Origin of the sequence: Capnocytophaga gingivalis ATCC 33624 (assembly GCF_000174755.1) — a bacterium.
Lineage (GTDB): Bacteria > Bacteroidota > Bacteroidia > Flavobacteriales > Flavobacteriaceae > Capnocytophaga > Capnocytophaga gingivalis.
The window spans coordinates 1-24,181 of record NZ_ACLQ01000003.1 but is presented as its reverse complement, the minus strand read 5'-3'; the positions used below and the strand labels follow the sequence as shown (position 1 = coordinate 24,181).

Annotated in this window: 26 protein-coding genes; 23 read left to right on the top strand and 3 right to left on the bottom strand. The window is 39.4% G+C overall.

Translation table 11 applies throughout. The annotated features are described in order from the left end of the window. Positions 1 to 17: 17 nt before the first annotated feature. Entirely contained in the window at positions 18 to 1,319 is a 1,302-nt protein-coding gene (locus tag CAPGI0001_RS00850) for a M23 family metallopeptidase (RefSeq protein ID WP_002665863.1), read from the bottom strand. Between the two features lie 248 nt (positions 1,320 to 1,567). On the opposite strand from CAPGI0001_RS00850, the gene CAPGI0001_RS00845 reads away from it, so the two are divergent. The 10 genes from CAPGI0001_RS00845 (at position 1,568) to CAPGI0001_RS00800 (ending at position 9,629) form a co-directional block, all read left to right on the top strand. After that, positions 1,568 to 1,828 (top strand): phosphopantetheine-binding protein, encoded by a 261-nt coding sequence (locus tag CAPGI0001_RS00845; RefSeq protein WP_002665713.1) that lies wholly within the window; start codon positions 1,568 to 1,570, stop codon positions 1,826 to 1,828. 2 nt (positions 1,829 to 1,830) lie between these two features. Further along, complete coding sequence (locus CAPGI0001_RS00840) at positions 1,831 to 3,051, top strand: beta-ketoacyl-[acyl-carrier-protein] synthase family protein (protein WP_002665804.1); 1,221 nt, start codon at positions 1,831 to 1,833, stop codon at positions 3,049 to 3,051. Positions 3,052 to 3,098: 47 nt separating this feature from the next. Continuing rightward, the gene (locus CAPGI0001_RS00835) at positions 3,099 to 3,755 is read left to right on the top strand and encodes an NAD(P)H-dependent oxidoreductase (protein WP_002665855.1); all 657 of its coding nucleotides are present in this window, start codon (positions 3,099 to 3,101) and stop codon (positions 3,753 to 3,755) included. Positions 3,756 to 3,811: 56 nt separating this feature from the next. Next, positions 3,812 to 4,813 (top strand): pentapeptide repeat-containing protein, encoded by a 1,002-nt coding sequence (locus CAPGI0001_RS00830; protein ID WP_002665685.1) that lies wholly within the window; start codon positions 3,812 to 3,814, stop codon positions 4,811 to 4,813. 44 nt (positions 4,814 to 4,857) lie between these two features. Continuing rightward, on the top strand, positions 4,858 to 6,660 hold the full coding sequence (locus CAPGI0001_RS00825) for an ATP-binding protein (protein ID WP_002665745.1): 1,803 nt from the start codon (positions 4,858 to 4,860) through the stop codon (positions 6,658 to 6,660). Positions 6,661 to 6,673: 13 nt separating this feature from the next. Continuing rightward, the gene (locus CAPGI0001_RS00820; RefSeq protein ID WP_002665910.1) at positions 6,674 to 7,132 is read left to right on the top strand and encodes a DUF6714 family protein; all 459 of its coding nucleotides are present in this window, start codon (positions 6,674 to 6,676) and stop codon (positions 7,130 to 7,132) included. A 44-nt stretch (positions 7,133 to 7,176) separates the two neighbouring features. Then, entirely contained in the window at positions 7,177 to 8,049 is an 873-nt protein-coding gene (locus CAPGI0001_RS00815; protein WP_002665786.1) for a hypothetical protein, read from the top strand. After that, positions 8,039 to 8,812, top strand: a complete 774-nt coding sequence (locus CAPGI0001_RS00810; RefSeq protein WP_002665913.1) for a DUF695 domain-containing protein — start codon at positions 8,039 to 8,041, stop codon at positions 8,810 to 8,812. Before CAPGI0001_RS00815 ends, CAPGI0001_RS00810 begins: the two co-directional genes overlap by 11 nt. Positions 8,813 to 8,939: 127 nt before the next feature. Continuing rightward, on the top strand, positions 8,940 to 9,122 hold the full coding sequence (locus CAPGI0001_RS00805; RefSeq protein WP_002665690.1) for a hypothetical protein: 183 nt from the start codon (positions 8,940 to 8,942) through the stop codon (positions 9,120 to 9,122). Positions 9,123 to 9,164: 42 nt separating this feature from the next. Beyond that, entirely contained in the window at positions 9,165 to 9,629 is a 465-nt protein-coding gene (locus tag CAPGI0001_RS00800) for a DinB family protein (protein WP_002665907.1), read from the top strand. Between the two features lie 145 nt (positions 9,630 to 9,774). On the opposite strand, the gene CAPGI0001_RS00795 is transcribed toward CAPGI0001_RS00800, so the two are convergent. Further along, positions 9,775 to 11,052, bottom strand: a complete 1,278-nt coding sequence (locus CAPGI0001_RS00795; RefSeq protein WP_002665856.1) for a toxin-antitoxin system YwqK family antitoxin — start codon at positions 11,050 to 11,052, stop codon at positions 9,775 to 9,777. Between the two features lie 508 nt (positions 11,053 to 11,560). Here CAPGI0001_RS00795 and CAPGI0001_RS00790 point away from each other — a divergent pair. From CAPGI0001_RS00790 to CAPGI0001_RS00765, 6 genes are all read left to right on the top strand, one after another. Next, entirely contained in the window at positions 11,561 to 12,076 is a 516-nt protein-coding gene (locus CAPGI0001_RS00790; protein ID WP_002665675.1) for a PAS domain-containing protein, read from the top strand. A gap of 301 nt (positions 12,077 to 12,377) precedes the next feature. Further along, a complete protein-coding gene (porK, locus tag CAPGI0001_RS00785; RefSeq protein ID WP_002665808.1) occupies positions 12,378 to 13,763 on the top strand; it encodes a T9SS ring complex lipoprotein PorK/GldK in 1,386 nt (461 codons plus the stop codon). Between the two features lie 54 nt (positions 13,764 to 13,817). Then, the gene (gene porL / locus CAPGI0001_RS00780; RefSeq protein WP_002665684.1) at positions 13,818 to 14,513 is read left to right on the top strand and encodes a type IX secretion system motor protein PorL/GldL; all 696 of its coding nucleotides are present in this window, start codon (positions 13,818 to 13,820) and stop codon (positions 14,511 to 14,513) included. A 38-nt stretch (positions 14,514 to 14,551) separates the two neighbouring features. Then, complete coding sequence (gene porM, locus CAPGI0001_RS00775) at positions 14,552 to 16,111, top strand: type IX secretion system motor protein PorM/GldM (protein WP_002665687.1); 1,560 nt, start codon at positions 14,552 to 14,554, stop codon at positions 16,109 to 16,111. A 14-nt stretch (positions 16,112 to 16,125) separates the two neighbouring features. Continuing rightward, positions 16,126 to 17,028: a type IX secretion system ring subunit PorN/GldN gene (gene porN, locus CAPGI0001_RS00770; protein ID WP_002665809.1), complete on the top strand. Its 903-nt coding sequence runs from the start codon at positions 16,126 to 16,128 to the stop codon at positions 17,026 to 17,028. A gap of 71 nt (positions 17,029 to 17,099) precedes the next feature. After that, positions 17,100 to 17,621, top strand: a complete 522-nt coding sequence (locus CAPGI0001_RS00765) for a Crp/Fnr family transcriptional regulator (RefSeq protein ID WP_002665710.1) — start codon at positions 17,100 to 17,102, stop codon at positions 17,619 to 17,621. Here CAPGI0001_RS00765 and CAPGI0001_RS00760 read toward each other — a convergent pair. Next, positions 17,618 to 18,148 carry a hypothetical protein gene (locus CAPGI0001_RS00760; protein ID WP_002665667.1) on the bottom strand — a complete coding sequence of 177 codons (531 nt, stop codon included), beginning with the start codon at positions 18,146 to 18,148 and terminating at the stop codon, positions 17,618 to 17,620. The two genes, CAPGI0001_RS00765 and CAPGI0001_RS00760, sit on opposite strands and share 4 nt — an antisense overlap. A gap of 196 nt (positions 18,149 to 18,344) precedes the next feature. Here CAPGI0001_RS00760 and CAPGI0001_RS00755 point away from each other — a divergent pair, with 196 nt between their 5' ends. The 7 genes from CAPGI0001_RS00755 to CAPGI0001_RS00730 all read left to right on the top strand — a co-directional run. Then, positions 18,345 to 19,388 carry an Acg family FMN-binding oxidoreductase gene (locus tag CAPGI0001_RS00755; RefSeq protein ID WP_040359229.1) on the top strand — a complete coding sequence of 348 codons (1,044 nt, stop codon included), beginning with the start codon at positions 18,345 to 18,347 and terminating at the stop codon, positions 19,386 to 19,388. 13 nt (positions 19,389 to 19,401) lie between these two features. Beyond that, positions 19,402 to 19,977, top strand: a complete 576-nt coding sequence (locus CAPGI0001_RS13410) for a DUF6268 family outer membrane beta-barrel protein (protein ID WP_002665728.1) — start codon at positions 19,402 to 19,404, stop codon at positions 19,975 to 19,977. Further along, positions 19,919 to 20,320: a DUF6268 family outer membrane beta-barrel protein gene (locus CAPGI0001_RS13405; RefSeq protein WP_050769216.1), complete on the top strand. Its 402-nt coding sequence runs from the start codon at positions 19,919 to 19,921 to the stop codon at positions 20,318 to 20,320. The genes CAPGI0001_RS13410 and CAPGI0001_RS13405 overlap by 59 nt, the downstream gene beginning before the upstream one ends. A 149-nt stretch (positions 20,321 to 20,469) precedes the next feature. Continuing rightward, positions 20,470 to 21,951 (top strand): vWA domain-containing protein, encoded by a 1,482-nt coding sequence (locus CAPGI0001_RS00745; protein WP_002665640.1) that lies wholly within the window; start codon positions 20,470 to 20,472, stop codon positions 21,949 to 21,951. Between the two features lie 100 nt (positions 21,952 to 22,051). Beyond that, positions 22,052 to 22,732 carry a hypothetical protein gene (locus tag CAPGI0001_RS00740; RefSeq protein ID WP_002665634.1) on the top strand — a complete coding sequence of 227 codons (681 nt, stop codon included), beginning with the start codon at positions 22,052 to 22,054 and terminating at the stop codon, positions 22,730 to 22,732. Between the two features lie 221 nt (positions 22,733 to 22,953). Then, entirely contained in the window at positions 22,954 to 23,592 is a 639-nt protein-coding gene (locus CAPGI0001_RS00735; protein ID WP_002665768.1) for a hypothetical protein, read from the top strand. A gap of 81 nt (positions 23,593 to 23,673) precedes the next feature. Next, the coding region (locus tag CAPGI0001_RS00730) for a hypothetical protein (protein ID WP_002665638.1) at positions 23,674 to 24,181 on the top strand (508 nt) is incomplete at its 3' end.

Below are 24,181 nucleotides of genomic sequence, written 5' to 3'. Positions count from 1 at the left end.
CGTTGTCTAAAGGTTTGTTACTTGGTAGGGAGGGTATCCACGGGGGTGTCGGCTGAGCCAGAAGTGGTCTCTGTCGTCTGTATATTAGCATAAGGAACGGCGTCCAATTGCTTTTTCAGCGGAGTGACAAACTCCATATACCGAGGCTTGAGAGCTCCATCGATAGGAGTCGCCTCAGGGAGTTTCTCCTTCAGAGGGTCTATCTGCACCCCATTTTTCCAAAAGCGGTAACATACGTGAGGTCCTGTAGCGAGCCCTGTACTACCCACCAGCCCGATTACATCCCCTTGGGATACATGTTGTCCCTTGCGAGCAATGATTTTGGACATGTGTAAGTATTGAGTCTCGTAGGTCTTGTCATGGCGTATTTTTACATAGTTTCCGTTGCCTGAGCCATAACCTGCCTGAGTTACTGTTCCACTGGCTGTAGCACGGATAGGGGTTCCTGTAGGTGCAGCATAGTCTGTCCCAAAATGCCCTTTCATACGATGGAGGATAGGATGGTAGCGCATACCATAGTGGGAGGTGATACGGAAGATGTCCAAAGGAGACTTCAGGAACATACGCTTCATCATGTTCCCATTCTCATCATAGTAGCCACCTGCTTTGGTGGTATCGCTCTGGAAATGAAAAGCATAGTAAGGTTTCCCTTTGTGTTCGAAGAAAGCTGCTTTCACTCTTACCAAGCCTGCATTGATAGTGTCGTCCACATAGCGCTCGTCATAGATAATCTTGAACTTATCATCTTCCTGAAGGTGAAAAAAGTCGATGGTATAGTCAAAGATCTGAGAGAGCTTATAGGCAGCTGCAAAGGACATGCCAGACTTCATTACATCATCGATAAGGTTGTTTTTGATATACCCTCCTCCTTCTCTCTCTACGATGGTCACCTTGCGGTCTATCCTGCGAATTGCCAAAGAATCTCGGAGCTTGATTTCTATAAAGTGCAACAAATCAGGTTGGTACACAAAGTAAGCTAAGGAATCAGGTTGTTTTTTGTCATAGACTAAGGCATAGGGTTGTCCAGCACGGAAATTCTTTGGACGGATCAGTTCCTTGGAGAGGTCGGCGATTTCAGCAACTTTCTGAGCAGAAATATGCTGAGCACCCAGTAGGGCACCGAAGGTATCCCCCTGCTTTAGGGTATCCTTGACAATATTGTATTCTAAGAGGTTAAAGCCATATTCGTATACAGGCTTAGGAGGTGGAGGAGTCTCAACCACAGTAGATTGTGGTTCGGTTTTGGGTTCTCTCTTACAAGAGGGTATAAGGGCTGCAAGGCCTATCAGTAGTATGCTTCCTTGAAAAAGTCTCTTCATATGTGACAATACGTAATTGGGAGAGCAAAGGTCGGTTTTTTTTTTCAAAGCAAAAAGTTTTTAATAGAAATTAGGATTTATTTAGGTGTCAGATTAATGATCAATGGTTAATGATTAATGATCAATGATCAATTTGTTATTGCTCACTGTTCTCTGTTCACTGCTCACCGCTAAAGAATTGTTGTTAGTCATTTGTCATTTGTAATTAAAATTGTATCTTTGCAAAAAATTATAAATAACATAAATAAATGGATACACTTATTAAAGAACTAAAAGAAAAAGTAATAGAAGTGCTTAACTTGGAGGAAATGACTCCAGAAGATATAAAGACTGATACTCCTCTTTTTGGAGCAGAAGGTTTAGGTTTGGATTCTATCGACGCTCTGGAACTTATTGTCCTTTTGGATAAGGAATATGGTATTCGTTTGGCTGATCCTAAGCAGGGAAGAGATATATTCTACTCTATTCAGACTATGGCGGACTATATACAAAAGCATAGAACCAAATAGCTATGGGTGATAGAATTGTCATCACTGGTGTGGGTATCAGCTCCTCTCTTGGTCAGGGGCTACCCATACATACAGAGCGCTTGCTCTTGGGTAGCACAGGGATTTCTCGGATAGACTATATAGAGACCCTCCATAGGGAACATATCAAGGTAGGGGAGATCAAGCGCTCCAATGAGGAGCTTGCTGCTTCCTTGGGGATTCCCCCTATCAATGCCTATTCACGTACTTCTTTCTTAGGTATTGAAGCTCTTGGTGAGGCTTTGCAGAGTGCTGGGCTGAGCAAGGATGAAATTACGCAAATACCCTTAGTGATGGCTTCCTCTGTCGCAGGAATGGATATTACTGAGCGCTATTTTTATGAATATACGACTGCTCCTGAGCTGCGTCGCTATATCCACACCCACAATATAGGCGAGGTAACCGCCCAGATAGCTGATTACTTCGGGATCAAAGGCATGGTGACAAGTCTTAGTACTGCTTGTTCCTCCTCTGCCAATGCTATTATCACAGGAGCTCAGCTCATTCGCTCCCGAAGAGCCAAGAGAGTTGTGGTAGGGGGTGCTGATGCCCTTTCGAAATTTACCATTAACGGCTTTAATACCCTAATGATTCTTTCTGATATGGATTGTACCCCCTTCGATGCACATCGCAAGGGCTTGAACTTAGGAGAAGCCGCTGCTTTTCTCGTCTTAGAATCTCAAGAGGAAGCTCTTGAGAAGGGGCGAAAGATATGGGGAGTACTCTCGGGCTGGGGCAATGCCAATGATGCCTACCATCAAACGGCCTCCTCTGAAGAAGGGGAAGGGGCTTTTTTGGCTATGGAGAGAGCACTCCATCTAAGTGGTCTTGCTCCTACTGATATTGACTACATCAATGCGCATGGTACGGCCACAGTGAATAATGACCTCTCAGAAAGCCGTGCTCTCATGCGTATCTTCGGTGAAGAAGTACCTGACTTTAGTTCTACAAAACCTTTCACAGGGCATACCTTGGCGGTAGCTTCTGCCGTGGAGGCGATATTTAGTCTTTTGGCGATCCAAGAAGGAGCGGTATGGCCTAACCTGAACTGGCAAAGCCCTATGCCAGAGGTGCCTCTTCGTCCACAGACAACACTCAAGCGCAAACCCATTAGGCATGTACTATCCAATTCGTTCGGATTTGGAGGAAACTGTTCAACGCTTATTTTTAGTAAAGCCAGCGAATGCTCACAGTTGGGTATATGAAAGATGTAAATAGATAGAATACCAGGCTTATTTAATACTATTCCACTATGAGATCATTAAAAAACATTTCTTTTCTATTGTTTCTTGTAGGATTTCCTCTTATGTTGTTTTCACAGTCCAAAACATATAAGGTTTTTTCACCAGCAAGTAAAATTTTAGTTATCTCAGGACATCCTCATTTAGAGAATTCCAATGTGAATAAAGTTATTCTAAAAGAATTAGAAAAACATTTCGGAGAGCAAATCAGTATCCGTAGATTGGACAAGCTTTATCCTGATTATCAAATCAATATAAAAGCAGAACAAGAAGCTATAAAGAATGCTGATTTTATCGTCCTACAGTTTCCTTTCTATTGGTACAGCACGCCAGCACTTTTAAAAAAATGGATAGACGATGTGTTATATGACTATTTCCCAGGTAATAATCTTTCGGGCAGATTCAAAGACAAGGTAGTCATCGCTTCCATTACTATAGGTGGCTCAAAAGAAAGATATACACCACCCCATAAAACAGTGGAGACTTACCTTATTCCTTTACAAGAAACCTTCGAAATCATTGGGGCGGAGTGGGAACTCCCTGTATATTCATTTGATGCAGTCCTCTCCAACAAAAATCTATCCAAGACGGCACTCCAGCATTTTTTAGAACTTGAAAAACGAATAAATAAAAACAATGTGATTCTTCATGAACCAAGATGTTGGTAAGGGAAGAGAATTATATACTATACTTTGCCCTATAATTAGCAAGCAAACTAACTCCTATGGCAATATCAACAAAACTCAAAAAGCGATGGGATGTTTATCCTACTTTGCAAGAAGTGCTCACAGCAACTCAAAACCTTAGTGTATCTCCTTTCGGACTTACCGAAGAGGGCTTGCAGGACTTTCGCGGGATTAAGCTCATAGGCGAAAGAGCGCAAGTTCCTTTGCGAAATGGCTATATGTGGGAAAACATATCCAAACCCCTCCATACCTCCCTATCTTATGCTGATTTTACGGGCTCGGTATGGCAGTATTTTGCTATTGAAGAAACAGACGATTTTACCCCTGTGATTGATCACGTTATTTTCGACGAAAGCATGTTTCAATTGAGTGCCTATGCTATTTGTGGAAATGGAGCCACCTTCTTATCGTGCAGTTTTGCTGGTTGCAAATACAAATGGGGAGAATTTATAGGAGCTACACTAAAAGACTGTCGCTTTACCCAAATCAAAAAGAATGTCCGCTTAAAGTTCAATAGTTGTAAATTGTTAGAGGACTGCCTATTTAGCGGAGAAATCCACAAGGCGCTTTTTTGGTATTCCAATCTGAAAAACTGTACCTTTGAAGGGCTCTTATACGACTGCTCGTTTTACGGAGCAGAAAAGACAGGAGACCTGCGTAAGGGTGAGATTATTCCGCCTGAAAAAGTGGATAACAGAATGGATGGCGTAGATTTCTCTAAGGCGGATATCATAATGTGTAGCTTTCAGTCATTTTGTTATTTGGATAAAGTGAAACCCTCAAAAAACAATTGTGTATTCAAAGTAACCGATGAATTTCACAACTATTTGCTCACTGCTATTGAAAGCAGCGATAGTCCTTTAAAAGAGAAATTGATAGAATACGCAAAATTATTCTACGCTCCGCACACTACAACCCCTTACGAAGTAGCACATCCTAATAATTTTTCATTCAAACATCTAGAAGAAGCTGAACTGAGTCAGCAACTCTATGATTTCGTGTGCAAGGCAGCAGAAGCTACGGGGTGTAGGGTGAAGTAGAGAGGAGAACAATCTAAAAAGAATTACAGAATTGATTATCAATTATGGATGCAACAGATATAAAAGTATTGCTAAAAGTAGGAGAGCGCATCTCCTTTGAATGCAAGAAAGCCGAAAATAATATTCCAAAGTCGGTATGGGAAACTTATTCTTCCTTTGCCAACACTATTGGAGGTATTATTGTTCTGGGTATTACTGAAAATATCAAGTTTGCAGGTGAAGCCAATCATTTTGAAATTACAGGAATCACGAATCCACAGAAATTGAGAAAAGAGTTTTTTGATACACTCAATAGTAATAAAGTAAATCGTAATATCCTTACTGATAGCGATGTTGAAATTATAGATTACGAAGGTGTTTCTTTAATGTGTATCACTGTTCCTCAAGCTGATTATAGGCAACGCCCTATCTATATCAATGGCAATATGATGAATGGTGCCTTTAAACGAAATTATGAGGGGGATTATCACTGCACTGAAGAAGATGTGAAAGCAATGATTCGTGATGCCAATGATAGCGGGAATGACGGAATACTGATAGAACATTATAATACAGATGATATTGATAGTGCTACCCTTAGTGCCTATCGCAACAGATTTAGAACTGCTAACCCCGACCATATCTGGAATGATTATGATGATAAGGATTTTTTACTCAATATAGGGGCTTATACCAAAGATAGAAATACAGGTAGAGAAGGGCTTACATTGGCAGGTTTGCTTCTCTTTGGCAAAGGACTTTCTATAAGAGAACGCTTTGATAATATCCGTATGGATTATCTTGATTATACTAACTTAGAAGAGGAAAGCCGTTGGAGCGATCGCTTAACTTACGATGGGCGTTGGGAGAATAACCTCTATAACTTCTTTATGCGGGTACAATCCAAACTTATTAGCGATATCAAGCGCCCTTTCAGTCTCAAAGGTATGGAACGCGAAGATGATAGTTTGCTACACAAAGCTATTCGTGAGGCACTTACAAATCTAATTATTCATACTGATTATATGCTAACAGGAGTTTTAAAAGTAGAGAAGTATGACAATCGGTTTGTATTTTCTAATCCCGGTTCACTTAAAATACCTGTAGTTGATATTTATGAAGGAGGGCACTCCAAAGCGCGAAATCCTCATATACAAGCTATTTTTAGAATGATTGGTTTCGGTGAGAATATAGGCTCTGGATTTCCTACTATTTTAGAGGCTTGCAAAAAAGAAAACTGGCGCAGACCTCTATTAAGCGAACGTCCCGATTTGCACTTGGTAGAACTTACTCTTTCTATGATTTCACTAATATCGTCTGAATGTGAAACACAGCTTTTGGAAATCTATGGTGATGATTATAAAGAAATAGAAAAAGAAGAGCAACTTATTTTGGCTACAACGTTTAGTGAGGGGATTATTGCTAATAATACAGTGCAATTACTCCTTGACAAAAATCCGTTAGAAGCAGGAAAACTACTCTATGCCTTAGTAGCAAAAGATATGCTATTATCCACTAACAAAGGGCGTTGGACTACTTATGCTATTAACAAAGAGTATACTCAAGGAGTAGAAAACTCAAGGAGTAAAACTCAAGGAGTAAAAAGGCAAGGAGTAAAAAGGCAAGGAGTAAAAAGGCAAGGAGTAGAAAAGGCAAGGAGTAATAAAAAAGAAAAAATTATTGAGCGTATTATAGCTTTTTGTCAAGAACCTCACACCTTGCAAGAAATAGCACAAGAATTAGGTTTCTCTGACCGCTATAAGATGAAAAGAAAATATATAAATCCTTTGTTAGGCGATGTGCTACAAATGACTTCTGTAGAGAGTAAAAATGCTCCTACTCAGAAGTATGTAGTAATCAACAAATGAGAAAATCAGCAAAATGACAAACCTCATTCACACCATACAGCAAGCCTTTTCTGGCGTTACCTTAGGCAACGGCATAGGGCTCAGCGAGGGCAATGCTATGGATGATTATGCCTCAGCCGAAGAACGCACCCGCTGTCGCAAGCAAGATGAGCAAACCCATTGGCACAAGATACCTGTAGAGCTTCTCAACCAATATTATGTAGCCCTCTGCTATTTCGCCCCCAAAGGAATGCGATTTCACCTGCCCGCTTTCCTTATTGCCGACCTACAAGGGCTGTTCCGTTTTGACCTTGTCTATACATTCATCCATTTAGACCGGTACAAAGAGCAACAATTCTCATTGCTAAACGCTCAGCAAAAACAAGCAGTCGCTCAATACCTGCGCTGGATATGCACCGACCCCAATTGTCATACCACTGCAGACGATACCACCGCCATTGAAGAAGCTCTTTTACTGTTTTGGGAAACCTAAACTTACCATATTTCTAGTAGTAATTAATAATAAATCAAACTTATATGAATTACAAAACGCTTACTACATTATTAGCCTTTGCTCTTTGCCTATTGGCTTGCAACGCACAAGAAAGATTCACTACTCTACCCAAAAAAAACTGGGAAAGTTTGAACCTTCACGGAAAAGTTAAAAAGCTAGAAGCTGTCAAGAAAATGATGCCTAATTACCTACCACACAGATATGAGGGTTCTGGAACTATCTCCTCAACTATTTCCTTTAATACAGCTGGGTATGTTCAGCAAATAAAAACGTATGATGATATTCAAAAGGAGGTTACAACAGCAAATTATGTTTACGACACTCAGCATAACCTCATTACTGAAACAGTAGTAACTCTTTCTGATCAAGGCGCTCCTTTAGATAGAAAAACTATTCATTATAAATATAACCAAGTAGGTAAAGTAATTCAAAGTGATGAATATATAAACGACCAATACGCTTTCAAAAATCTTTATTCTTATGATAAAAAAGGAAGATTCTCCAAAAAGAACACCATTCCTATTAGCGAAAAAGATTCTTTAACCTCACAAACAACTTATTCTTATAATGACAAGTATTACGATACTGTAACGACAATTACGTATCCAAAAGGAAAGTCCACAGCTAAAGTATTTAGATATAAATATGACAACCAAAATAATCTGATAGAAATGGAATATAAGATTTATAAAAAGTTTGTTAAAGTTCTTTCTACTTATAATGAAAACAAGGATGAAATCTCAAATAAATATTTTTCAGAAGGGGAACAACAAAGTGAAGAAATCTACGAGTACGAATACGATAAGCACCACAACCCCATAAAGAAAACAACCTTAACAGGCAGTCGCGATTTACATAACATAGAAACAATAAAATACGAATATTATGAACAATAAAAATCTCCCCCAAAATTGGGATTTCTTTATGTGCCGTATTGAAGGCGCTCCTGCCTCTATACGCACTAATTTAGCCTTGATTGAGGTCGCTCCTCTCGAAGGACTCTCTCAGCGCTTGCAGTTCTGTATCAAAATGCAAAACCCCAGACCCGACGGACTTTCTTCTAATGAAGAATATCCTATCCTCTGTGATATAGAAGATGCCTTAGGCGACAAAGCCGAAGCTATAGGGGCTATATTAGCAGGGGTGGTGAAATCGGAAGGGTTTTTAGAACTGTGGTTTTATACCCAAAATGCAGAGGCATTGGCAAAAACTTGTGAAGATGCATTACAAACTTTTGAGGGCTATCAGTCGGGGTATAATATAGCCGAAGACCCCGAGTGGGAGGATTATTTCGATTTCCTCTACCCCGATGAGTTCTCTTACCAAACGATGCAAAACCGCAAAGTGCTAATGCAACTCGAAAAGAATGGCGATAAAATGGAGGTGCCTCGCGAAATCGACCATTTTATCTACTTCAAAGAAGCTGCTCAGCAACAGGCTTTTGCCAAAGAAGCTGAAGCCAAAGGTTTTAAAGTGCGTTTTAACGATGATGAATTTGTGGAAGATCGAAAAGCAGAAGGAAAAGAATATCCCTATATGGTAGAAGCTACTCGTGAAGACAGTCCTTTGGATATCGATGATATCGTATGGGATTTGTTAGAACTCGCCTCTCCTTTTGAAGGGGATTACGACGGCTGGGGCTGTGCAAATGTACAATAATATACTACCTTTGTATCGGACAAGAATAATACACGGCAATTGAATTCACAAAAAGGATACTACCAATTCCCATTGCGTACGGCATTACACAAGGAGTATTGTCTATTATTAAAATATCTGTCTAAGAATGAAAAGAATCCTTTATGCTTCACAACGGGAAAAATATGGTTACAAGAGCTATTTCAAAGATAAAAACAGTGTGTATTCTTATAGTGAAAAGGCTCAAGAGATGATTAAGGAAAACTACGACCCTAAAAATTTTGATGAAGAAGCCGTGTGGAAACTCAGAGTTAGGCGATCTGCCGATTAGGTCTAAATCAATAGTAAATTATTATATTAACATATTATCATTATGACAAAAGCATTCGACTTACACAAGGCCATCCGTGCCCGTCTGTTACGCTTCTTGGACGAAGCTACCCCAGAACAATTAGCGCTCATCCCTGAGGGCTTTCATAACAATATCCTATGGAATATAGCCCACTGTGTGGTCACCCAACAGCTGCTGTGCTATAAGCTCGCCGGAGTGCAACCTCATGTGTCGGAGGAGTTGATTAACACTTACAGGAAGGGTACCTACCCCGATGGACATATCCCAAGCCAAGAGGGAATTGCTACCCTTCGCCAGCTACTGACCTCCACTCACGACCAAATCATTGAGGACTATCAAAAAGGCGTGTTTGCTGGGAAAGACTACCCTGTATATGAAACCTCCTTTGGCTATACCCTCCATAGTGTAGAGGAGGCCATTCTCTTTAACAACACTCACGAGGGTATGCACATAGGGACAATATTGGCTTTGAGGTATTTCGTGTAGAAGACTAAGGGGCTCAAGTAATACAAAACTCAATAACCAAGTAGTGACGGGAGTGACTCTTCCTATCTATGGAAGTAACGTCCTACAAAATCAAGACAATATCCTATGAGGAATGAGAAAAGGAGTGAGAGCAACAAGCAAGCTCTCACTTCTTTGTCTTCTCCCTTGTATCCTTTAGTTCATAGCGGGTTACCTGCATCTGATTGCCATTTTTGTAGGTAATCTCCTGCATAGTTTCTCCTTCTGGGTTGAAGTACTTCCAAGTACCCTCTTTTTGGTTGTGTAGGTATTGTCCTATTATATAAGGATTGCCTGATAGGTGGTATTCCTTATAAGTACCCTCGCGACTACCTTCCTTGAAGTTGATTTCCTTTTCTAAGTTTCCTTTTAGGGAATAGTACTGCCAGAGACCATCTTCGTAATCCTTTAGGTAGTTGCCTTTAAGTAAGGTGCGCCCGCGCTCGTCATATAGGACATACTTACCCTCACGTTTTCCATTTTTAGAAAAATTCTCCTCCTTTACCTGACCGTTAGGATAGAAAGTCTTCAGGTGGGCAGGGTAGTTATTCTCATAAGTGCTGTCCTCGAGCAATACTCCCAGATCATCATATAGTTTGTAGGGTCCGTGGCGCTTATCTCCCTTGAAGGTAGCTAGCTCACGGAGCTTGCCATTCTCATGGTAGCGCTCACGTACCGATGTACCATTGGGCTTGTATTCCTGTCTCTCACGTAGGGTGCCATCCTCAAGTTTTGTTTCCCACTTACCTACAGGGACATCCTCTTTGTAGTACTCAGTGATATATTGTTTTATTCCACTGCGACGGTCATAGTAGCGCATATACCACTGTTTGCCATCTTTTTTCCCCATCTTGTAGTGTTCTATCTCTATAGGCTTGCCATCCTCGTCATATTCCTTCCATTCTCCATCGGGTTTGTCGGCTTTGTAGTGTAAGTCCTTGACTACTTTTCCATCGGAGAACTCGCGAAAGCTTCCTTCCATTTGGTCGTTTTTGTAGAAATATTCCCTCCAGAGCATCCCACTACGAGTATATTCTCTATAGAATCCGGTAAAGATTCCAGCGGTGAGTTCTATCTCTTTTTTTACTTTTCCATTAGGATGATATTCACGGCTGACCCCTGTCAGCTGTCCATTCTTATAGCTTCTTTCAGCCATAATTTTTCCGTTGCGGTCGTAGTATTTGGCGATGCCGTCGAGTTTTCCATCCGAAAAAGAGGCTTCATAGTATTCTCCATTGCCCTGAGAAATCTTATAGGCTCCATTTAGGGGCGACTTATCCTCATAGAGGCTAAAGAGACTCTCCATGCCAAACTTTTTTTCTTCTATATCACTTTGGTTTAAGAGTTTTTGCCCATATCCTCCAGCGAAGGAAAATAGGAATAAGGTGAAAATAATCTGTCTCATAAGAAAGTTTTATGAATTTTTGAGTGTACAAAGATAAAAATAATTTTCAAAATAACCATATATTTAGAAAAAATTAGTATCTTTGCGGCAGTATTAGTACATTGTCTTGAGTATATTTTTGATAGGAATATAGATAAAAGAAAAAAGTTGACAGAGGTACTAAAAGAAAAAATTACCATAAGAAAGTGCTTAAAGGAGATAGTATAGGGATATTTTAGGCATTGGATTTTGTAAAAATAGGGGATAAAAATATTAAAATTATCCAAGAAGAATAGAAATATTTCCTCGTTGTTAATAAATATTTAAGGAAGGGAAAGTTAAGAAAGTATTTTTTATAAATCATTGATCATAAATATTTTAGCGTTTTTCTAATTATACTTAATTATATATTATGGTATAAATGAAAAATGGTTAATAAGTTTTTGTGAAAAAAAGATAAAAAAAAACGTTTTTTTATTTGTTTCTAAAAATATTTTTATATCTTTGTGCCGAATAAATAGTTAGACTTATGAGTACACCAGTGAATAAAGAAGTCGCTTGGGACAAGGCCAAGACAATTATGAGCAAAACCGATGCAAAGGGCACTATAGAGTATGTAAATCAAGTGTTCATCGATGTATCCGGTTATTCAGAAGGAGAGCTAATAGGCAAGCCTCACAATGTAATCCGTCATCCTGACATGCCTAAGACAATATTCAAAATTCTATGGGATAACATCCAAAAAGGGATTAACTTCCATGCAATTGTTAAAAATATGGCTAAGTCAGGGGAGTATTACTGGGTGATTACTGACTTTGATATTATCCGAAATCCAAGTGGACAAATTATCAATTATATGGGGCGTAGAACTTCTGTTCCTTCTCAGACTATAGAAAAGTATATAGGACCCCTTTACCAAAAAATACTACAGGCAGAACAAGCCGGTGGTGTAGAAGCTGGAGAAAAATACTTTGAACAATTCCTCAAAGATCAGGGAAAAGATTACCTTACTTATATAGAGGATGTAATATTGGAGTTTAAATAAGTCCAAAAACTTGTAAAACTAATCGTGAAGAATTAAACAACAAAGGGAGGTACATGTAAGTGTCCTATACAATCTTCTATTACAAAGACAAAAGATAATTAACAAAAGAAGTGTTAATAACTTTTTTTAAGAATAATTACTATTCGAAATCTTTGTAACTTTTTGAAAATCAATATACAGAAAACTCTTTAAAAAGATAATTGTATAGAGATTCTTTAAAAATAGAAGGAATTTGTAAAAAAAATAGTGTGGGACAAATAAAAATGCCTACATTTGCCATCCCGAAATAATATTGTAGATTATGATATTGAAACTAAAAAAAGTAGCACTTATTGTAATAGGTTATCTGGTGGTATCCTGCGGTTCAGGTAATGACCGAGGAGAGCTTGTAGGTGTAAAAGGAGGGCAGTGGAAACAGCCTAAGCCTTATGGGATGACACTTGTGCCAGGTGGTGCTTTCGTAATGGGTAGCTCAGATTATGACAAAGCTCATACAGAGGATGCTACTACGAAGACCGTAACAGTGAGTCCTTTCTATATGGATGATACAGAAATCACCAATGGAGAGTATCGCCAGTTCGTCAACTGGGTACGTGACTCTATCGTTCGTCGTAAATTGGCTATCATGGCAGAGGAAAGTGGTCAGTCCGCTGGTGGGGAAGGTATAGGACAATATGCTTTCCTTGATACTGATCAGGAAAAACTCAATGCTTATGATAAGTATATGTACGAAAATTACGGAGATAAGGACAATCCTGAAAAACGTAAGATCAATCGTAAAGTAAAGCTTATCTGGGATAAGGAAAAATATCCTGACGAACATTACGTAGAGGTGATGGATACTATGTATGTACCTATTGAGGAAACATATAATGGTCGTCGTCCCTTGGATGTAGATAAGCTCGTTTTCAAATATCAATGGATGGATATTGAGGCAGCTGCTCGTTCTCACAAAAAAGGTCGTAAGGACTTTATCAAAGAAGAGATCGTCAAAATATATCCTGATACTACAGTATGGATTAAGGACTTCAACTACTCCTATAACGAGCCTATGCATAATGACTATTTCTGGCACTATGCTTATAGCGAATATCCTGTAGTAGGAGTTACTTGGAGACAAGCTAAGGCTTTCTGCGAATGGCGTACCTTATATAAGAACTCTTTCCAAAAAGCTAAGAAGAAAAAAGATGTGAATGCTTTCCGTCTTCCTACAGAAGCAGAATGGGAATTTGCTGCTCGTGGTGGCTTAGAGGGTGCTACTTACCCTTGGGGAGGTCCTTATACAGTGGATAGTAAGGCTTGTTTTATGGCCAACTTCAAACCAACTCGTGGGGACTATGCCGCAGATAACGCTCTCTATACAGTAGAAGCTAAGTCTTACCACCCTAACGGATACAATCTCTATAACATGGCAGGTAATGTATCTGAGTGGACTAATACTTCTTATGATTCTAACTCATACGAATATATGTCCTCAATGAACCCTAACGTGAATGACCAAAAGAACAAACGTAAGGTGATTCGTGGTGGTTCTTGGAAAGATGTGGCTTTCTATACACAGGTGGCTACCCGTGATTATGAGTATCAAGACTCTGCCCGTAGCTACATCGGTTTCCGTACCGTACAGAGTTTCATGGGTGTTCAGAGAGTGGATACTAAAAAAGGTAACTTAACCAACATGAGATAGTGAAAAATTAAAAATTAATAAATAAAACAAAGTATAATTAAATCAAAGAAAAAAATGGCAAATTCATCAAAATCGTCAAAGAAAATCATAAATATGGTTTATGGTTTGGGAGCATCTGTTGTAATCCTCGGAGCTCTATTCAAAATTCTTCACTGGGAATTACCTTTAGGATCTATTAAGCTTGGGGGTGGTACTCTCTTGGCGATAGGTCTTATCACAGAAGCAATCATCTTCGCTATTTCAGCTTTCGAACCTGTGGATACAGGGTATGACTGGTCTCGTGTATTCCCTGAATTAGAAGGAGGAGAACCAAGACAACTTAATTTCAGTGGAAACGCACAGCTTCCATCTAGAAATGATCAAGAAACTCAAGTACTTAGAGAATCTCTTTCTGAAAAATTGGATAATATCCTAAGAGAAGCTCATATAGATGCTAACTTGATGAACTCATTGGCTACTAGTATCCGTAACTTCGAAGGAGCTGCTAAGAATATCGGCCCTGCTGCTGATGCTGTTGCTTCTACTCGTAAATATGGAGAAGAGCTTACTACAGCTGCTGTTCAATTAGAGGCTTTGAACTCTCTTTATCGTATCCAACTTGAAAGAACTGAACTTCAGGTAAATGCTCAAGAAGGTATGGTGGATAACCTCAACTCATTGAATGCACAAGTTAATTCATTTAAAGAACATTTGAGATCTCTCAATACAGTATATGGTGGAATGCTTTCTGCAATGGGTGGTGCCAGATAATTCTAAATTAGTTAATAATCATTAAAAAAATTTAGAATATGGCAGCAGCGAATTCACCACGACAAAGGATGATTAACCTGATGTATCTGGTTTTCATCGCGATGATGGCTCTTAATATGGGCAAAGAGGTACTTAGTGCGTTTGGACTTATGAACGAAAAGTTACAAACAGCTAACGAACGTTACCAACTTACCAATGAAGCAGCCTTTGCAGAATTAGAAAGAAAAGAACAAGAAAAACCTGAGGATTATAAAGAAGCTTTGGAAAAAGCACGTCAGGTAAGAGAACTATCTAATGAGTATTACGCTTACTTAAGCACGCTTAAGGAAGAAGTAATGTCTCAGGCAAGCAACAAAACAGATTACCAAGTAATGGACAAATCTGATTTCTTGGATGAAAAGTTCTTTAAAACAGATGGACTAAAACCAGAAGGGCAAAAATTCTTGGATGAAATCAACAAGTATCGCACCCAGCTAATTAGTCTATTAGGAACTAAGGACGAAGCACTTAAGAAAATTATTGAAGAGCGTTTCTCTACAGGAGAAAATAATAAAGTAAAGAACCGCGAAGGAAATACTGTAGGTTGGGTTCAGTATAACTATGAAGGATTCCCTTACATAGCAGCTGTTACCAAATTCTCTCAACTACAATCGGATATACGCCAAACAGAACAAGATTTCTATAAGGCTATGCTCGGAGAGAAAATGAAAGAAGAGCTTTCTATGAAGCACTATACTACTTTGCTTGAACAATCACGTGGTGCTTACTATGCTAATCAACAGTTTGATGGAGCTATCGTACTTGGTCGTAAGGATAACTCTACCAAACCAAAACGTGTAGAACTTACTCTTGATGGAAGAAAACTTTCTGAATCAGAAGTGGAAGTAGTAGAAGGAAAGATCAAACTTAAAGTGAATACTGGTAACGTAGGTGAGCACAAGATCGCTGGTACTTTGTACTACGAACAAGATGGTCAAGAAACTCCAGTAGAGGTGGCTCAATCATTCACTACTATCCCTCGTCCAAATGAGGCAGTAATTTCTGCAGACAAGATGAACGTAGTATACCGTGGTGTAGTGAACCCTATGACTATCTCTATGCCAGGGGTGCCTGATAATCAGGTGACAGCTTCAGCACCAGGGCTTTCTCGTAAGAGTGGACCTAACTATATCATGAAACCTAACGTAGGTTCTGCTGAAGTAACTATCAATGTTACAGGTACTATCGAAGGTCAGAAATTCTCTTCTTCTAAGAAGTTCCGTATAAAAGATATTCCTAAACCAGAAGGAGCTATCCTACGTACTACAGGAGCTGTGAAATTGGCTAAAGCTAATATCTTGGCTGGAGAACTTTCCGTAGCATTCAACGATTTTGACTTTGACCTTTCTACAAAGGTAAACTCATTCCGTATCTTAGTACCTGGTCAGCCAAGTGTGGTTGTTCAAGGAAGCAGAGTAAGTGCTAGCCCTGCTGCTGCAGCTGCGGTAAATAGAGCTAAGAAAGGAGATATCATCCAAATATCTGAAATACGTTACTCTGTATCAGGATATAGTGGTACTCCTAAACCAGCTACTCCAATATCAATTGAAGTATTATAACAAATTATAAGATTATGAAACAAGCACTAAAGAATATCCTGACGCTATCTTTTATGTGGATAGTATCTTCAACTACTTTTGCTCAGGTAAATATACTCAATGCAAAAGTTCCTTCTGAAATAGGTGAGAAGACTGCCGCTCAACAGGAATCTGACAACGACGTGCCACTTCCTTATGGTTATGTAGATGATCGCGATATCATGTGGTCTACTACTACGTGGGAACTCATTGACTTGGAAGAAAGAGCTAATTTCCCACTACTATTCCCTATTGATACTATGGAAATTGGTGCAGATCGTCGTTCCTTGTACGATGTACTTCTTAGAGCGATGAAGGAAAAAAGACTTACTGAGACTTATGTAGATTCTTATTTTACAGAGAAGAGAACTTATGATGATCTTAAGTATAGCCTTTCTAAGGCAGATACTTTGGATGCTGGTTATGAAATCCTTAACCAAGGACAGCCTCTTCCTCCTGAATATATCGTACGTACTGATCTTACTTCTCGTGATATCGTACAGTACAGAATCAAGGGGTTGTGGTACTTCGACAAGCGCCAAGGAGAGCTTAAGTATCGTCTGTTAGGAATTGCACCAGTAGCTCCCGATGTGAGTGTATTGGGAACTGATGATGCTCAGTCTAACTTAGTAGAACTTTTCTGGGTATGGTATCCTTCTGCAAGAAATATCTTGCATAAAGCAAGGGTATTCAACCAGTTGAACTCTGCTAACCGCGTCTCTTTTGACCACTTGCTCAATGCTCGTCGCTTCGTAGGGGTTATCTATAAGGAGGACAACGTATATGGGGATAGGGAAATCAAAAAATACCTCCCAGACAATGCCTTATACCAACTCTTGGAAGCAGAGCGTATCAAGCAGCGTATCCGCGACAGAGAACAAGATATGTGGGTTTACTAAATTATATACAAAAAGGCTATTCGTAAGGATAGCCTTTTTTACCTATTTCTTATTATCCTATTTCCTAAATTTTGAACCTTGATTTCCTAAGTCAATATTTTACAGAAGTACACTTCGCCAAAGGACAGCTCATCACTCGTGTAGGTGAGGTGGAGAACTCTTTGTACTATTTAAGCGAAGGGATTGTACGTTTCTTCTATTATAATCCTACCACCGATAAGGAAACTACGGTAGATATCTTGTTCCCAGAGAGTTTCTGTCTTTCCTACACTTCTTTCGTCAGGCGAGAACCCTCTCTGCTCTCCATAGAAGCGCTCAAGGAGGTTACAGCCTACAAGATTGGTAGAGAGCACCTCGATCATCTCATACAACAACAGGAATACCTCCAGATAAAAGCCGATATATTGGAGCACTTGCTTATTGAGAAAATGCAACGTGAAGCTCAGTTTTTACTCCAATCACCTGAAGAGATCTATCTCAATCTATTAGAAAAGGATCCTAAGCTGATTCAGAATATTCCCTTGAAATACATTGCCTCTTATATAGGGATTACCCCTCAAGCCCTCAGCAGAATACGCAAGCGTATTTTCTAAGGAGCTATTTTCTCATGGAGTTCCCCTAATAATTCTTCTACAAGCGAGAAATGAGCTCTTGGATATGTATCTTTTTCTTGTAGGATTGTAGTCAAGCGAAACCGTAATTTCATACAAAGCTCTGTCCCTAAGGTAGTGTACTTTAAATCCTCTTTCAGCAAATGAGCCAAATTATTATAGTTTTCATCTTCTAATGTGATAATAAGCCATTCTACCTTGCCAAAAAAGTCTCTGGAGATATGTTCTTGGTAAAAGATGTCAAATAGTTCAAAGAAAGCATCTAAAGCTTTTTCTTTGGTTTTGAACTTATAGAAAAGTATACTTGCCCAGCCTCTACTATCCCTAAGGTGATATTTCTTGCGCAACCAATAGTAAAAGTCTTTATAGAGTATATATGCTTTTACCTCTTCTTCTTGATTGCGATAATACCAACCATTTAGGAAAGCATTTAAGCAGAATATATCGTGTTCGTTAATAAATAATTCAGGACGAGGCTTGATAAGGTTAATGAGTTCTATGATGTTCATTTTCTATTTTCTATCTACTTGTTTTTCAGTTGTTTTTCTATGTCTAACCTTTTGCTGCGATCCGCAAAGGAAGAGGCGATATTCCCTTCAAAGTTACGATTTTATTTTTAAACTACCAAAAGCATTTATGAACCCAAGTTCATTTTTTCTACATTTTTTCGTCGTTACTTTGCATTGAAAAACAAAGACAAATAAAATGAACTTCAAAATGTTATCTATTACTTTTATGATGGCGCTTGTTGCCCTAAAGGGTCGCGCCCAAGATTCCGATTACATGACCCTTATCAAGGCTGCTACCCAAGCACCTTCGGCACATAATTCTCAACCATGGTGGTTTGAGACTTTCGACCACAGCATAGTGATCTCTCCCAACTTCGAAAAGGCGCTCCCAGCAGTGGATAGTCAGCACCGAGAGCTCTTTATCAGCTTGGGGTGTGCACTGGAGAATCTCTGCACAAAGGCCTCTGAGCTACATTATCAGACTCAGGTAAGCCTTAGTGAGGAAGGAGTGATTACTGTGGAACTTCACAAGTCCAATACCGTTGTCCCTGATCCCTTGGCTGCTTTTATTGAGAAGCGACAAACCAATCGTTCTGAGTATCAGGACAGGCGTATCGACCCCGCTCTGTTGCAAAGTCTCATTGATAAAGTATATGAGGGATTATCTCCCTTTGAGGGAGCAGGGATGTTTCATGTCTTTGCCAAAGACACTCCACTCTTTGAAAGGTTTACCCAAGCTGTCCTACAGGGTAATACCGTACAGATGTCAGACCCAGCTTTTAAGAATGAGCTCCTCTCATGGATTCGTTTTAACAAAAAACATTCTGAGAGTACCCATGATGGATTGAGCTATGCGGTGTTGGGGGCACCTAACCTACCTCGCTGGGTCACTGAGCCTATTGTACGGGGAAGCTTGAAAGCAAAAACTCAAAACAAAACGGATCTGAAGAAGATACAATCCTCTTCCCATATGGTACTACTCACCACCGAAGGGAATGATATTCGTACTTGGATACAGACTGGTCGTACTCTCGAACGTTTTCTGCTATTGCTTACTCAGGCAGGTATAGCTCATGCCTACCTGAATCAACCCTGTGAAGTGCCTGAAATAAATCTAACACTGCGTGAGAATTTTCCTAAGGAAAATCTTTATCCTCAAATCCTTTTACGCATTGGTTATGCCAAACCAGTAGCTTATTCTAAGAGGAAAGATATCAAGGAAGTGATGCTCAAAAATTAATTTTTAATGTCTAATGAAGAACACTATATTCTATTGCAACACTTTGTCAAAGTCTAAGGGCTTTGACAAAGTGTATAAATTATTTGCTTGGCTTTACCTGTTACCTATTTTTGTCTCTGCTCAGGTCTCCTTTAAGACGGATATACTGGGCAAAGAAGGTCTTTTCAGAGAGGAACTCTCCCTACAGTTGCCTATACATCTTGATTCGCTTGCCAAGGATCCCTATAGGCGAATAAGTGTTTGGACAGTGGGAGGCAATATGGTTTCCCAACAAATGAATCCTACCGAGGGACTACCTTATCAGACAATGAACCTTAGTGCTAATATCTTGCACTTGCAACCACTGGGTACTCGTTGGTCATGGCTTACGGCTGTAGGATTGGGGACATATACTCCTGAAAACAGACTTTCATCCATTGCAATTGGTGAAAATGTGGTTGCCAATGGTGCCTTGCTTTTTATCTGGCATAGCAACCAACACATGCAGATAGGGGGCAGGAACGCTTGTCAATACCCTTTTGGGATATCCTATGGTTTTTCCTACTGCTTTTGTAGAATATCAAGGAGAGCAGTGGATAGGATGGACTAAAGGTAATTTTTTAGAAGGAGGAAAGGGAGCTATAGGCTATCGTTTTAGAGATACTTTTTCGCTATCTCTCTTGGCTGACGCTTCTATCTACGCAGCTTTCTTGAGAAAAGAAGGCAAAAAAGCAGTCTTCTTTATCCAACATACAATTGTGGGTTTACAACCCAATTTCAGGGTAGGGAAGTACCTGCATATCCCCTTGGTTATAGGGGCAGACCTTATGCGTATGGGTATCTATAAAGAGCGAAAGCTGAGCACTTTCTTTACCCAAACTTTCGAGGGAGCTCCCAAGCAAATTTATAGCCCAGCCCTCTATTTCTCAGTAGGAATAAAAATAATGAATTAAGTATATTGGCTAGATTCTTTGTCAAACGGAGAAAAAGTTGTATATTTGTCCCATTAACCATTTAATGATTGACAATTATGAGAAAAAGCCTGGTTCTTACAGTTTTTGCTAGCTTCTTACTGTGGGGTTGTTATAATAATCAAGAGGCAATGTATAGTAAGGAGTATCAGTATCCTCCCTATATAAGGGATATGCAAGTGCCTACAGATGAGAATAGAGAGACCTTTGGGGAAATTAAGGAAAATCCGTTTGTGGAGGTAGCCTCCCAGCCTGTCTCTACCTTCTCGGTAGATGTCGATAGAGCAGCTTATAGCAATATTCGCCGTATGATACAGCAGGGCACTCTCCCGCCTAAGGATGCTGTGCGTATTGAAGAAATGATCAACTACTTTGATTATGAATATCCTACCCCCGATGCACAAACACCCTCTCCCTTGCGAGTGAGCTATGAGCAGGCACCTGCCCCATGGAATGCAGCACATCAGCTCCTGTGCATTGGCCTTAAGACAAAGCCCTTAGACCTCTCCCAAACACCTCCTTCTCATCTAGTATTCCTCATTGATATCTCTGGATCTATGATCGATTACAACAAGCTCCCCTTGTTGAAATCGTCCTTAAAGCTCTTGCTCCACAATCTCAAGGCGCAGGATAAGGTGAGTATCGTAACCTATGCCAGTGGTGTACGAGTAGCGCTAGAGCCTACTTCAGTTAGGGAACTAGAGAAGATAGAAAAGGTATTGGACGGCCTTGAGGCAGGTGGAGCAACCTCCGGAGAGCAGGGAATCCAGCTGGCTTATGAGCAAGCACATAAGGCTTTTATCAAAGGAGGAAACAACCGTATCATTCTGGCTACTGATGGTGATTTTAATATAGGTATCAACAATCCTAATGATCTTAAAGCTTTTATCGAGAAACAACGTGAGGGAGGGGTGTATCTCTCCGTATTGGGCTTTGGTATGGGCAATTACCGAGACGATATGGCCGAAACCTTAGCCGATAGTGGCAATGGCAACTATGCTTATATAGATAATCTTACTGAAGCGAAAAAGGTGTTGGTCAATGAATTTGGAGGTACCCTCTTTACGGTAGCCAAGGATGTGAAGTTACAGATAGAGTTTAACCCTAAGTATGTAAAGCAATACAAGCTCTTAGGCTACGAAAACCGTATGCTTACCAATGAGGATTTCACCAACGACAAGAAGGATGCCGGTGAAGTAGGGGCAGGACATACAATTACAGCTATTTATGAGATTGTCCCTTCCGAAGGAAAAGTAACCTCTTCCCTTCGTTATCAAGATAGTCAGCTCAATGAAATAGGAAAGGGGAATGAGATAGCTTTTCTAAAAATCCGCTACAAAGACCCTAAGGAAACCAATGCAGCCAGTCGAGAAGTGGTAGAGCCTTTGATCTTTAATCTCAAAAAGCTATCTGAGACTTCTGAGGATTTTCGCTTTGCTACTGCAGTGGCTGAGTTTGGTTTGCTACTAAGAGACTCCGAGTACAAAGCCAACGCTTCTTATGACCAAGTGGTGGAATTGGCTAAGAATGCTTTTGGCAAGGATGAAGAGGGCTATCGAAAGGAGTTTGTCCGCTTAGTGGAAAGTGCGAAGTTGATGGCTAAAAATAAGTAATCAATTACTAATAATTATGTTGTTAATTATTTGTCATTAATTATTGATTATCAGATATTAAATATTATCTTTGCCCTTGATAACCTTAAAAAATAGAAATATGAAAAGAGTGATGCATGCACTTTGTGCAGGGGTATTTGCCTTGTTTGCTTTAGTTTCTTGTTCTAAGTCAGTGGACAATGGAGGATATAATAATGGGAACAATCAGAATAATAATGGAAGTACCAATGGGAATAATAGCAAAAGTCTAAATATTCCTGTGGAGGCTAAAGCTATTATACCAGAGGAAACGCTCCACCAAATAAGAGCTCAAGGGATGCCTATTTATGAAGGAACAAACCCTCCTAATATTGAAGGTATCTATTTGCTTGATAACTTACGATTCCATTATTCTAGCGATCCTGGTGAAAAAGGTTTTACTAAAGGAGATAAAGCTGTTAATTACAAGTATAGGTTCTATCAGCAGAATGGTGTAAAGCTAAAATCGGATTACAGAGCGCTGAAATTTGGAGTAAATGACATAGCCACAGGCTCTGGAGCTATTATTTCAGGTAGTGGTAACAACTTCACTGTTTTCCTAAATCACGCAGCTCATACGGAAGGTGTAAAGAACAATGATATAATTCTAATTTCAGGTGAAATTACTCCTGAAGGGATCAAGGATTTGTTGCTTACTCTTACGGTTACTGAAAAGGAAGATACCAATAACCAAATAATGAAAGTAGGAGTTTATCGTATTTTCCAGCACGAAGGAATAGCCAGGAGGGAAACTCTGTACTAGAAGATCTCTTGTTTTCCAAGGTAAAACTTCTCTTCATTGATACATGGTCAAGAGAAGTTTTTTGTATAAAAGAGCTACAAGTAGAAGTCCCAAGAAAAGAGTTACTGAGGGAAGAATGATAAAAGCTAAACAACTTTATTGTTAATTTTTTATTACTAATTATCAAATATTGATCGTTAATCATTACCTTTGCCCCCACTATAATAAAAAGAGAACAAAGAATGAAAAGAACAATCTATGTATTTTGTGTGGCAGTATGTGCCCTATTTGTGATGGTTTCCTGTTCTAAGTCAGATAGTAATGAGCCTAAACGATTTGATATTCCAGCAGAAGCCAAAGCTATTATTCCAGAGGGATATATAGCTAAGATGAACGCTAATGGAATGACTATTAATGAGGGAATCAATCCTCCCAATATAGAGGGGATATTCGCCACTGGTATCTTAGAGATGATATATACCAGTCTTGAGAATGATAGTTACCCTGTAGGGAAAGAGATAGATAGCTATCGTTTCAAGTTCTATGAGCAAAAAGGCACCAAAGTAAGAACAGATTATATAAATGAATCAATTACTGCTAATGATCAGGCGAGAGGAAGAGGGACTATTATTTCGGGCAATGGTAATAAGTTTACTGCTTATTTGGATATGGATATTACTGATTTGGAAATAAAAACTCGTGATGTGTCTGTACTCTCAGGCGAAATTACTCCCCAAGGGATCAAGGATTTTCAGTATGGGTTTCTTAAAATAGAAAAAATAGGAGATACCAGTAACAGAATGGTTCCCGAAGGGACTATACGTATTTGGGTAAGTCAAAGTAAATTGGCTGTAAAAAAACAAAATTACCCTAGAGACTAACTCATGAGTGAATAAGTAAAATTAATTTCGTGTATAACAACAATTAAAAGATAAAAAAATGAAAAGAACCATTTATGCGCTTTGTTTACCCTAGTATCCTGCTCTAAGTCAGATGACAACAACGAAAAAAAAGGAGAAATTGTAAACAATACTTTCTCTCAAGAGGTTACTAAAGTTGTCTCTCAAGACCTTATTCAAAAGATGGCTGATGGAGGTGCGACTATCTATGGAGGAACAAAACCTCCTATAGTACAGCCACTCCCTGGTTTGCTCTTTACCACTGGAGAGTTAGAACTTATTAAAACCAGTCTTGGAGATAAAGACCCACTGAAAAATTTTGATGGATTTCTTTACAAATTCTATGAACAGAATGGGACAAAGCTAAGAGTAAATTATTCCAACCTTTCAGGAGGAACTTATGCTGCTCGTGGGGTAGATGCGGCTATTTCAGGAGATCGGGATAAGTTTACTATCTTTTTTATAGACAAAGAGGGAGACTTGATAGCACTCTCTGGAGAGTTTACTCGAGATGCCATAAAGAATTTTGAACTAACAAGCCTTGTTAAGGTCGCAGATAAAAACTCTCCTG

Bases quoted from the DNA above. Each gene is read 5' to 3' on its own strand.
- CAPGI0001_RS00740 (WP_002665634.1), top strand. From the start codon at position 22,052: ATGAAAAGAGTGATGCATGCACTTTGTGCAGGGGTATTTGCCTTGTTT.
- CAPGI0001_RS00820 (WP_002665910.1), top strand. From the start codon at position 6,674: ATGACAAACCTCATTCACACCATACAGCAAGCCTTTTCTGGCGTTACC.
- CAPGI0001_RS00850 (WP_002665863.1), bottom strand. From the start codon at position 1,319: ATGAAGAGACTTTTTCAAGGAAGCATACTACTGATAGGCCTTGCAGCC.
- CAPGI0001_RS00760 (WP_002665667.1), bottom strand. From the start codon at position 18,148: ATGAACATCATAGAACTCATTAACCTTATCAAGCCTCGTCCTGAATTA.
- CAPGI0001_RS00755 (WP_040359229.1), top strand. From the start codon at position 18,345: ATGAACTTCAAAATGTTATCTATTACTTTTATGATGGCGCTTGTTGCC.
- CAPGI0001_RS00790 (WP_002665675.1), top strand. From the start codon at position 11,561: ATGAGTACACCAGTGAATAAAGAAGTCGCTTGGGACAAGGCCAAGACA.
- porN (WP_002665809.1), top strand. From the start codon at position 16,126: ATGAAACAAGCACTAAAGAATATCCTGACGCTATCTTTTATGTGGATA.
- CAPGI0001_RS00825 (WP_002665745.1), top strand. From the start codon at position 4,858: ATGGATGCAACAGATATAAAAGTATTGCTAAAAGTAGGAGAGCGCATC.
- CAPGI0001_RS00800 (WP_002665907.1), top strand. From the start codon at position 9,165: ATGACAAAAGCATTCGACTTACACAAGGCCATCCGTGCCCGTCTGTTA.
- CAPGI0001_RS00805 (WP_002665690.1), top strand. From the start codon at position 8,940: ATGAAAAGAATCCTTTATGCTTCACAACGGGAAAAATATGGTTACAAG.
- CAPGI0001_RS13405 (WP_050769216.1), top strand. From the start codon at position 19,919: ATGGTTTTTCCTACTGCTTTTGTAGAATATCAAGGAGAGCAGTGGATA.
- CAPGI0001_RS00840 (WP_002665804.1), top strand. From the start codon at position 1,831: ATGGGTGATAGAATTGTCATCACTGGTGTGGGTATCAGCTCCTCTCTT.
- CAPGI0001_RS00745 (WP_002665640.1), top strand. From the start codon at position 20,470: ATGTATAGTAAGGAGTATCAGTATCCTCCCTATATAAGGGATATGCAA.
- CAPGI0001_RS00835 (WP_002665855.1), top strand. From the start codon at position 3,099: ATGAGATCATTAAAAAACATTTCTTTTCTATTGTTTCTTGTAGGATTT.
- CAPGI0001_RS00815 (WP_002665786.1), top strand. From the start codon at position 7,177: ATGAATTACAAAACGCTTACTACATTATTAGCCTTTGCTCTTTGCCTA.
- porM (WP_002665687.1), top strand. From the start codon at position 14,552: ATGGCAGCAGCGAATTCACCACGACAAAGGATGATTAACCTGATGTAT.
- CAPGI0001_RS00735 (WP_002665768.1), top strand. From the start codon at position 22,954: ATGAAAAGAACAATCTATGTATTTTGTGTGGCAGTATGTGCCCTATTT.
- porK (WP_002665808.1), top strand. From the start codon at position 12,378: ATGATATTGAAACTAAAAAAAGTAGCACTTATTGTAATAGGTTATCTG.
- CAPGI0001_RS13410 (WP_002665728.1), top strand. From the start codon at position 19,402: ATGAAGAACACTATATTCTATTGCAACACTTTGTCAAAGTCTAAGGGC.
- porL (WP_002665684.1), top strand. From the start codon at position 13,818: ATGGCAAATTCATCAAAATCGTCAAAGAAAATCATAAATATGGTTTAT.
- CAPGI0001_RS00830 (WP_002665685.1), top strand. From the start codon at position 3,812: ATGGCAATATCAACAAAACTCAAAAAGCGATGGGATGTTTATCCTACT.
- CAPGI0001_RS00810 (WP_002665913.1), top strand. From the start codon at position 8,039: ATGAACAATAAAAATCTCCCCCAAAATTGGGATTTCTTTATGTGCCGT.
- CAPGI0001_RS00845 (WP_002665713.1), top strand. From the start codon at position 1,568: ATGGATACACTTATTAAAGAACTAAAAGAAAAAGTAATAGAAGTGCTT.
- CAPGI0001_RS00795 (WP_002665856.1), bottom strand. From the start codon at position 11,052: ATGAGACAGATTATTTTCACCTTATTCCTATTTTCCTTCGCTGGAGGA.